Source organism: Paenibacillus sp. JJ1683, from assembly GCF_053006485.1.
In genome coordinates this window covers 1374274-1385594 of the sequence record NZ_CM129820.1, presented here as the reverse complement: position 1 = coordinate 1385594, position 11321 = coordinate 1374274, and the positions used below count along the sequence as shown (strand labels likewise).

Annotated in this window: 1 protein-coding gene; it reads right to left on the bottom strand. The window is 48.9% G+C overall.

Translation table 11 applies throughout. The features are described from left to right. Positions 1-2 precede the first annotated feature (2 nt). Positions 3-11315, bottom strand: a complete 11313-nt coding sequence (locus ACUC6J_RS05835) for an amino acid adenylation domain-containing protein (protein WP_447249912.1) — start codon at positions 11313-11315, stop codon at positions 3-5. Positions 11316-11321 lie beyond the last annotated feature (6 nt).

Below are 11321 nucleotides of genomic sequence, written 5' to 3'. Positions count from 1 at the left end.
TGCTAAATCTCCCTCCGTCGGCGTTCTTTTTTCTCTACTTTTACCGATGACAGTGCATGCTGCTGTACAGGGACGACTTCCTTTATTAGCTTTCCAGCGCCCCGAAGTATGTTGCTAATCTCCGTTTCCTCTGTTTTAAAAAACTCAATATTTAATGGAACAGATTCATGAATCTGCTGGATAATTTCACCGTTGATCACATCAAATGTCGTCCTAAAAGCTTCATGACGCTGAATAAGCGCTTGGAAGGCTTCTTGAAGTTTGGCGATGTCCAGCTCTCCTTCCAGCATAATAGCGCCTGGTAGGTTGTAACTCAGATCCTCTGGATTCAGCTCGTGCATCATAAAAAGACGCATTTGAGCAGATGAGGCTGGATAATAGGCACTCGGAGCGGCGGCAGGAATCAAGGAACAGACCGTCTCTTCAACCTCGTGATGGTATTCAATTCTTCTGGAGCTTATGAGATCCGAAAGTTGTCGAATGGTCGGAGCTGCAAAAAGATCTTTTAAAGTCATCTCAATGGCCAACGTTTGACGCACACGCAAAATAAACTGGTGAGCCAGCAACGAGTCTCCACCGAACTCAAAGAAATGATCATCTATACCTACTGCACCTGTTTTGAAAATGTCCGCCCACAACAGGACCAGCTTCCGTTCCATTTCGTTACGTGGCGGTGTAAGCTCTTTTCCGGAAGGCAGCTCTATCCCCAAGGCATCTAACGCCTTACGGTCCAGCTTTCCGCTTGAACCAAGGGGCATGTTCTCGACCCTCATAAAACGTAAAGGGATCATATATTCCGGCAATCGTTCCAGCAAAAATGCCCTTAAATCTCGAACGGTACAGTCGGTTTGCACAACCAGATAAGCGCACAAATACTTGTTGCTCTGCTCATCTATCCAATCCAGCACGGCTGCCTGTTGAATCGCCGGATTTTGCAAAAGAGCTGTTTCAATCTCGCCCGTCTCAATTCGGTAGCCCCCGATTTTCACCATTTGATCCGACCGTCCCAAGTAAACAATCTCGCCGCTAGGCAGCATACGGGCAAGATCGCCTGTACGATAGATTCGCTCACCAGGTACAAAAGGATTGGGGATAAAACGCTCTGCCGTAAGTTCATCCAGATGTACATACCCGCGTGCCAGATGGCAACCACCCAGACAAAGCTCTCCTACCTGTCCCAAACCTACCAATGCCAGCTTCTGGTTTAGGATATAGGCCCGAGTATTGCCCACGGGTCGTCCGATGGAAATCGGACCTTCCGGGGATACGGATGTACACGTATAGGCTGTTGCAAACACACTGGCTTCCGTAGGTCCATACAGATTTAGTAATTTTGCCTCCGGGAACTTTAGATTAAAGTTTCGCACTTGCTCCTGGCCTAACGGTTCGCCCCCTGACATGACCCAACGCAAAGTGGCTGCCTGAAGCGTATCCTCGACTGAAAGCTCTGACAAAAACATCTGCAGCACAGTAGGAATGAAGAAAGCCACCGTAACCTGATGCAGGTGAATGGTATCCAGCATTTGACGGGTATCCGTTTCTGCACCAGCCTCCAGTAATACCAATCGTCCTGCGCCCATAAACCAGCTGAACAGTTCGACGATGGAACCATCAAAGGTATAGGATGCTTTTTGCAGCACTGTGTCCTGCTCACTTAATTCAAGCTGTTGTACTAGCCATACCACTCGTGAACTAAAGGCGTGGTGTTCCACCATTACCCCTTTGGGCTGCCCGGTTGAGCCGGAGGTAAAGATGACATAGGCCAGATGATCAGGCTGAATGGCAAGCTCTGGATTACCGCGTTCTTGCTGATCCTGACACAATAAATCAACGTCGATGACCCGCTGAATTTCTTCATCCATCCAGTTGTCATGGCAGCGCTGATGGGTCAGAATCCACTCGGCACCAGCGTCTGCCAGGATATAGCGAATCCGTTCCTTCGGATCGGCTGGATGGATGGGAAGATATGCCGCCCCTGCTTTTAACACGCCTAACAAAGCAACAATCATTTCCGGTGAGCGCTCCATAACTATAGCTACTACTTGCTCTGGCTGGGTGCCGGAGTCTAGTAAAGTATGTGCGACCAGATTCGCCCGCCGATTCATTTCCTGGTAGCTGATCTGCTGTTGACCGGAAATAAGAGCGATCTGTTCAGGGTTACGACTTGCTTGATCCTCAAAGTATTGATGCAATAGCTTTATAGATCCCATATCCATCTCTGTCTGGTTGAAATCGTGGACGAGCGTCTTCCATTCTGCCTCACTCACCGAATCCGAAAGTGCAACCGCAAGCTCATTCGTCCAGCCCTCTTCCTTATGGATATCTGCGGGCTCAAGCTCTTTCTCTTGGTAATGCTCATTCGGGTTAACAGCCACCTCTTCTATTCGAAGCTCTCCAATCTTTTGCTGTGGATTGATAAGGATCGAACGTAAAATTTGAAGATATTCCCGGCTCAAGCGTTCAACCGTCTCCTCAGTAAAGAGATCTACATCGTATTGAAGGATACATTCGATATGCTGGTCGGTCATGGCTGCGGTAAATGTTAAATCAAATTGTGCTCCTGTATATTCCACCTCATCACATGGGGTCAATTTCAGGCCAGGTAATTCCACGATGGTACGGGAAGACTCGTTCAATATTGCAAACATGGTATCGAACAGCGGATTACGGCTTGTTCGACCAGCCAAATTCAGCTTCTCAACCAGTTGCTCAAATGGATAGTCCTGATGCTCAAAAGCCTGAAGAGAATGTTCCTTGACTTGCACTAAAAAATCCTGCACCGTCATGTCCTTCTTCGGCGTGTTGCGAAGGGCTAACGTATTGACGAACATACCCACCAGGGGACTCAGACTCGCATGGGTTCTGCCGGATACCGGAATACCGACGATAATATCTTCCTGCCCGCTGGCTTTGGCCAGCAATAGGTTGTAGACCGCCAATAAAACCATAAATACTGTGGCATTTTGTTGCAGGGCAAAGCGTTTTAATCTCCACGTCCATTCCTGATCCAGCTCAAAATGAACGGCTCGTCCTTCACCTCTTCTCACATCGGGGCGTGAATAATCCGTAGGCAATTGCAGTTCTGTAATTTCCCCTTGAAAAAGCTCTAGCCAAAACTGCTCCTGCTGCCGGAATTCGGTACTGTTCATAAACTCACGTTGCCACACAGCGTAGTCTTTATACTGGATCATCAATTCCGGCAAGTTCATGCCACCGTATAAACGGGCGAATTCCTCGACGATAATCTCCTGAGAAAGACCGTCCGTAATAATATGATGCATATCAATGAACAGCAAATGACGGTTTGCGGGCTGATGAATAACCTGAATGCGGAACAACGGCTTTTGCCGGAGATCAAAGGGCTTAATTAATCCGTCTTGTTCCACTAATACTCCATGTTCACGGCCTGATTGAATTTCTTCTATCCGTTTCGCTAATCCTTGAACCGTGCCTGCCCGGAAGAAATCACGCAGCGACAGATTTACATTCCATTCTTGATTAATAAGATAGACCAGCTTGGTTGCCAGTAAGGATTGTCCACCCAGCAGGAAAAAATCATCCTGTGTACCAATCTGCTCCCGGTGCAGGATTTCCGACCAAAGCTCAACCAGGCGCTCTTCTAAAAGTGTAGCTGGCTGTACATAGGTCGTGCCGACCTTGATGCTTTCATTTACCTGCGGTAAAGCATGACGATCGATTTTTCCATGATGTGTTAACGGGATTGCATCGACTCGAACAAAGTAAGACGGAATCATATAATCAGGCAAGGTTGCCGACAGATGGGTCTTCAGTTCTGCCACCGATAACTCCTGATCCGTCACGATGTAGGCGCATAGCTCTTGCATACCTGGTAGAACTTCCTGCACCAGCACAACCCCATCCTGTATATGCGGGTGCTGGAGCAACGATTTTTCAATCTCGCCCGGTTCGATACGGTAGCCCCGTACTTTAACCTGCTGATCTTTTCTTCCTAAAAATTGAATTTGCCCATCTTCGAGGTATCTGCCCAGATCACCCGTTTTGTACATCCGCTCGCCTGGTATCCATGGGTTTGCTACAAACTGCTGCTCCGTCAGTTCGGGGCGGTTCATGTAGCCGCGTGTAACCCCCCGGCCTGAGATACAGATTTCACCGGGTACCCCGATAGGCATAACATCCGTACTATTGCGATTCATGATGTATACCGCAGCATTGGCAACAGGTCGTCCGATAGGCAGCGGATGAACATCTGGAGTATCCGGCACACGATAATAGGTCGCACAGACGGTCGCTTCTGTCGGTCCGTACGTATTGTAGACCTTTGCGGAGCGCAACAACTGGGTAACATATTCACTTTTCAGCACATCCCCACCGCTAATATAAACACGAATATGCGGGAAAGGGGGCAGTTGATTCAGCTCATTCAAAATAAATGGCGAGGCACTGACCACTGTCACTTGCTGCCGGCGAATGAATTGATTGAGCAATTGGATGTCCTTCAGTTCATCCCGAGAAACCATAGCCAGCGTTCCACCTGCTGCCAATGTAGGGTATATTTCCTCCACGGATGCATCAAAGGTAATGGCTGCCTGCTGGAGCACCACGTCTTCAGCCGTTAAGTGGAACTCATGCTGAAAAGCCGTGATATAATTCGTTACATTTCTGTGCTCTACCATCACACCTTTGGGCTTACCGGATGATCCCGACGTGTACAAAATATACGCCAGATGGTGAGAGGCCCGAAGCTCCTTGCCCGCCAAAGCTATATTATCCGCATCTCCGCTGTACAAGGCCGGATCACTTACATCAACAACAGCCCCTGTAAAACAAAGTGAGGTTATGCTGACACTTTCCACAGAAGTTAGGAGCACAGTTGCGCCACTGTCCTCCATCATGTAGGCCACCCGCTCCGTCGGATGTTCCGGGTCCATAGGGACATAGGCTGCTCCTGCTTTAAGTACAGCAAGCATGCTGGTCAGCATATCCAGCGAACGGGGGACCAAAATACCAACAGCTTGGTCTGGTGCCAACTGATAGGCAAGCAAGTGCCGCGCTAGCTGATTCGCTCTAGTATTCAATTGTCTGTATGTCAGTGAATGCTGCCCATAAACGGCAGCAATCCGATCAGGGTGCTGTTCAGCCTGTTCTTCAAACCACTGGTGAACCAGCTTTTCCTGCGGATAATCCACCTGGGTTTGATTCCACTCGTACAGGGATCGCTGCTTTTCTTCCGCATGATTCATGGAAATGAGGCCAATCGGGCGTGTAGCATCCGCAACGACTTCTTGTAAAAGATTTTCGTAATAAGTGGCAAGTCGACGTATGGTCTCTTCCTTGAACAATTGGGTCGCATATTCAAAGTGAAAACGCAGCCTGCCTTCATTTTCAAGCCATATGACCGTTAGATCAACTTGTACAGCCTCCATTTTAGCTTCCAACGGAGTAAAGCAAAGCCCGTCGATGCTCATCGGTTCCCCCTTAAAGTTCTGGGAAATAAACTGAACATCAAATAACGGATTTCGGCTCCGGTCTCGCGGCACGTCAAGCTGATTCAGCAGCATTTCAAAGGGATAATCCTCATGCTTATATGCTTCAAGCGCGTGTTTCTTAACCTCCTGCAAATAGGTCGAGAACGGCTTATCTTCGGATGGTACAGTCCGCAGGGCCAGTGTATTGATGAACAGCCCAATCATGTGCTGAGTCTCTTCGGATTGACGGCCTGCGCTTGGCGTGCCAATGATGATATCTTCCTGATTCGCATATTTTGCCAATAATGTACTATAAACAGCGTACAGAAGCATAAAAAGCGTAACCCCGTGCTGTACCGCTGTTTCTTTTGCCAAAGCTGTTAGTTCCTCGCTTAGCTCAAATGTATAAACATCCCCGGCATTGCTCATTTGCGCGGCCCGCGGCTCATCTGTAGGCAAATCAAGTACAGGCAGCGTTCCCTTAAATACGTCCAGCCAGTATTCCTCCTGCTTTTTCATCTCGGCACTGTCCAGACGCTGATTTTGCCAAAGTATAAAATCGGTATATTGCATAGGCAGTTGCGATAGATCATATCCCGAATAGCCCTGTATCATTTCACTTAATAAAATACCAATTGAGGCTCCATCGGCTGCAATATGGTCAACATCACACAGAAAGAGGTGAACATTCTCCTCCAGCTGGACCAGCTTTGCCTTTAAAAGCGGCGCGCAATTCAGATCAAAGGGACGGATAAATTCGTCCACATACGCCTCCAACTCGCGCCCATCCCCTTCACTATATTCCAGCGAAAAATCTACCTCTGGATACACGATCTGTACCAGTTCGTTATCCCGCAGTTCATAAGCGGTGCGCAGAGAACTGTGACGCTGAATCACCGCATATATGGCTTCCTCCAACCGATGATGATCCAGATCACCCGTGATGGTCATCGCACTGCATAGGTTGTTCAAAGTACTGTGCCCTGCCATCTGACGCATCATATAAAATCGACGCTGTGTCGATGAAGCAGGATACACCTCGCGTTGTTGCGGCGGACGAATAATCAGATTTGAGCCGGCTGATCGGGGTGAAGGCAGCTCCGTTTCTGCCAGAAGGGGCTGCTTCGCTTCTCCATCCGTATACAGGGCTAATTCGTGGACCGTCATATAATTGAAAATATCGCTGATATCCACTTTTGTAGACAAGCTCTGATTCATCTGTCCCACCATTTTACTGGCAATCAGGGAGTCTCCTCCCAGCTCATAAAAGCTGTCATAGATGTTCAGCTCATCAAGCCCCAGCACATCCGCCCATATGCTCGCGATCACCTTTTCCGATGAGCTGTATTCTCCTGTCCCTCGACCATGCAGCTGTACAGGACGACGCACAGCATCGGATGACATGACCGCATGATTATGTAGAAGCCGACGATGACGTTCCAAAATAGCGCGCATTTCATGAGATAAGCCGAAAGGAATGGCAGTAGAATCGAGCGCGGCCACCTGAGCGTAGTGCAATCCGCCCACAATGACACGCGAAACGGGATGAAGCAATAATTGTTCAAAAGCGGCCAGTCCTTCTTGTGTGGACAGAGCATGGAATAAGCTCTCCTGGAAATCAACCTTGTGCTCAAAAGCCATCCCGGTTTCCTGCCAAGGAGCCCAGTTGATGGAAAGTGTGCGATGGCCGGATTGATTCCGCCACTCGGCAAAGGCATCCAGATAAGCATTGGCCGCCGTATAGTCGCTTTGTCCTGGTCCACCCGTCAGCGAAGTGACGGATGAAAAAAGAATAAAAAAGTCCAGTGTATCCGAAGCTGTAATTCGGTCAAGCACATGTGTGCCTGTTATCTTGGGAGCCAATACCTCGTTGAAGCGGTCCTGACTCTTGAGCGCCATATAACCGTCTCCTGCCACACCCGCAGCATGGATGATGCCGTGAATAGCCCCATACTTGTGGCGAAATTCATTCATGGCTTGCTTCATAGCCGCCTCGTCAGCTACATCGACAGCATAATATTCTACCTGAGCTCCCTGCCGCTCCAATTCCAGCAAGGCGGTAATCGTATTCAGCATTCTTGTATTCATATTTGGCTTTGAACTCTGCCTAAAGTTTGGACTGATGTTCGAATCTGCGTATGCAATGGTTTCCCATTGCTCTTTGGGTGGCAATGGTGTGCGACCCAGTAATCCCAGCGTGACCTTCCCTTTCGTAGCAAGCCATTGGCCGACTGCCAACCCCAGCCCGCCAGTACCACCAGTAATAACATAGACTCCCTGCGGTCTGATCGTAATCGGGTCAGCCTTACTTTCCATCAAATCCACGGGCTCAATTTGCTCTACATAACGTTCTCCGTTACGCCAAGCGGTCAGAAATGTATCATCATTTCCGTGCCATAAGGAGTGAGTGATGTCGGAAATCCGGGTGTTCGTATCTATATCAAGACAACGGCAAGTCAAATCGGGATATTCCTGACCGATGACCCGGGCCAGTCCAAACAAGCCCGCATGTTCCGGCTGTAATTCATTTTCCAATCCGTTCACTTGATAAGCCTGCTCAGCGATCACTGTCAGTTCCTGAACAGCAGGCTTGGTCTGTGTGATTGCCTTGGCCAGATGAAATAGCTGAACCATAGACTGCCCGCTCCAGAGATATATCAGGTTCTTAGCGTTCCGGCATCGCACCTCTGTCAACAGGTGTATATGATCTTCCTCGGTACCATTAGAAAAGTAAGCATGGTCTGACAGTTTAGCAAAGCTGGCTCCTCGCTTTACTTCGACCACATCATACCCTTCTTGGGCCAACTGTCCACGCAGCGTTACACCGATCGGACGGTTATCTGTGAATAATAAAATCGTTTCCAGCGGTGCGGAGAATACCGAATTATTTGTGGTCCGGGTTGCTGTGTCTGCTTCATGCTCGGCATATGCTTTTTCCTCCTTTTTCCATACAAGCTGATGGTATTTATGATGTTCTGTGTACCGATTTCGTTTGAAATCCGCCTCGTGCACACGTTTGACAGCATAGTCTTCAATTTCCACCAGTACCTGACCTTCAGCATCCAGTATGAGCACATCTACCGTTAAAATTTCTCCACTTTCTCTAACCTTGCTTTTTTTACGCAGATAGCTGTAAAAGTGCTGTGGGAGTGAGTCGTAAATACGCAGCTTTTGATATGAAAATGGCAAGAACAGACCATTTCCCAAGCTCTGGCTTGCTACCCCGACTGCCACATCCAACAAAGCCGGATGAAGCACGTAATGGCTCAAGTCCATATGATAGGCTGCGGGTAGCTCCAGTCCAGCCAGCACTTGGTCCGTTCCAATTGCAATCGTCCGCAATGTCTCCCATCGCGGACCGAATGAAAAGGCAGCGGCTGCTTCAGCGTGATTTTCGCCCACTACTACTTCCTGGTCGTTACATTCAGTTCGAATATCGTCCAGACTCATAACAGGGTGGCTAGCCTGTACAAACATCGCCTGCCCCTGTGCATGTCTTACCCAATTCTGTTCCCACGGCTGAGTTGAGAGTCCCGTTCGGCTTATCACCTTAAACGAAAACGTCTCACCTTCCTGCTGCAAAATGGTGTGTACTTCTCTTTCTTCCTCTACGTCCAAAATGAGCGGAGAAATAAACTGAACGTCATACAGTTCCAGCACCTTGCCTGGACGCTTGTATTTTTCCAGCCCTGCTCTAACCATTTCCAGATAAGTGGTTCCCGGTACAATACAGCTTTCCATTATCTTGTGCTCGCTTAGTACCCAATGACTCCCCACAGAGAAGCGTGTCAGATAAATATCCTGTCCCTCGGTTTCTGCCAAACAACGATCCAAAAGCGGGTGCATTTTTTCCAACTCTGTGAATTTACGAACTTGGGAAGCTTGCGAGGCTATAGCCTTTTCCTCTACTTCCACCCAGCATCGCTTAGGTTCAAAAGGATAGGTGGGAATGCTTCGTCTGTGGCAAGCTTTGCCTTCATATAACCTCTCCCATTCCACATCTGCCCCCTCAACATACATACGGCACAGAGAATTCAGGGTGTGAAATTCGATTGGGGACTGGGTCAGTTTCTCTTGGGCTGCAGCTGTCAGACTTCTGGATTCCTCCAGCGTAAGCTCACCCGCTTCTTTTTCCTTTTGGGCAGATACCACCTTATGACGTCCAAAATATACGCCCGGTATAAGCTCTCCTTGTTGTGCTTGTCCGCTGAAGCCGAAGGCAGAGGTCTGAATCTGGGCCAGTTTTGCCCCCAGATCAGCCCAGTCTTGGCACAAAATCGCCAAACGATAGCTATGGTGCCCCCGTCCCGTATTGGCGGTGTAACAAAGATCGCGTAACGGATAGGCTTGGGGTTCTGTGACATATTGCTGATATTGCTTCACATAGGCTGCAAGCACTGTTTCATTTTTGGCGGACAACGTAAAAAGCTGAATCGTCTCTGCGGTTCCCTGTCCCAACTGACCACCGTCCTGCATATCAGCCCAAGCCGGGGCTTCCTCCAGAACGACATGACAGTTCGTACCACTCAGACCGAACGAGCTTACTCCGCAGCGTCGCGGAAAATTCTCCTTAGGCCAAGATTGCAGCTTATCGTTCACATATACAGGTGAATCAATAAAGCTGATGTTCGGGTTCGGGCAAGTGAAGTGCAGGCTCGCCGGGATTTCTGTATGCTTCAAAGCAAGTACTGCTTTCAAAAAGCCCGTGATTCCCGCACTGTTATCCAAGTGACCCACATTAGTTTTGACTGAGCCTATGGCACAAAATTGCTTCCGGTCGGTATACTGCCGAAAGGCTCTCCGTATACCATCAATCTCTACTGGATCACCCAGCTTGGTGCCTGTTCCGTGAGCTTCGATATATGTAATGGTATCCGGGTCAATCCCAGCATCCTTCCAGGCCCGTACAATGACATCCTCTCCGGCCAGCGAATTGGGCGCCGTAATCCCGGCGGAAGTCCCGTCATTGTTCACAGCACTTCCTTTAATGACAGCATAAATATGATCGTGATCCTGAATGGCCCGCTTCAAGGGCTTGAGCAGAACAGCAGCTACACCTTCTCCCCCGCCTGTGCCATCCGAAATGCTATCGAATGTTCTCGTCCGGTCATCCGAGGAGCCTACCCCCAGCCCCCCGCCTTTTCCCTCTTTTACAGGCACGAGTGTAACTTTTACTCCCCCAGCAATCGCCGTATCGCAATCCCCGTGCCGCAAATCCCGACAGGCTAGGTGAATAGCTACCAGAGAAGAAGAACATGCTGTATCCACCAACAGACTGGGTCCTTTTAAGTCCAATAGATAGGCAATTCGACTGGCAATCATAGAATGGATATTGCCTGGAATCGCTGAGGAAGCTAAGGAAGGCGCCATTTCTGCTACAAAACGCTTGTACTCCTCGCCAAAATCACTACTGTAGCCCACATAGACTCCCGTCCGGCTACCAGAGAGCTTGTTGCCCCCGTATCCCGCATCTTCGATCGCAGTCCAAGCAGACTCCAAAAATAACCGCTGGTTCGGGTCCATTAACCGTGCTTCTGCTGGAGAAAGTTGAAAAAAGGGATAATCAAACTTGTCGATCTCCTCCAAAAACCCACCTTCATTTAGTGCCGTTTGTTCATTCAACAGTCCGACTTGGAAGAGACTCTCCAGCTCCTTTTTGCGACTGGCAGGAAAAGGACGTATAGCGTCCTGCCCCGCCCGTAGAAGCTCCCAAAACTGAGCTACATTTTCACTTTCGGCAATTTTGCAGCTCATTCCGATGACTGCAATATCCGAATCTCGCAGCTCATTGACCGCGATCGGACCTGCATCCAGAAAATCTTGTTCACTAAATTGAAGAGCCGCCAGATTGAATCCTGTTTTGGTCATCATCGT

Excerpts from the sequence above, each read along its gene's own strand:
- ACUC6J_RS05835 (WP_447249912.1), bottom strand. The coding sequence starts at position 11,315 with ATGACCAAAACAGGATTCAATCTGGCGGCTCTTCAATTTAGTGAACAA.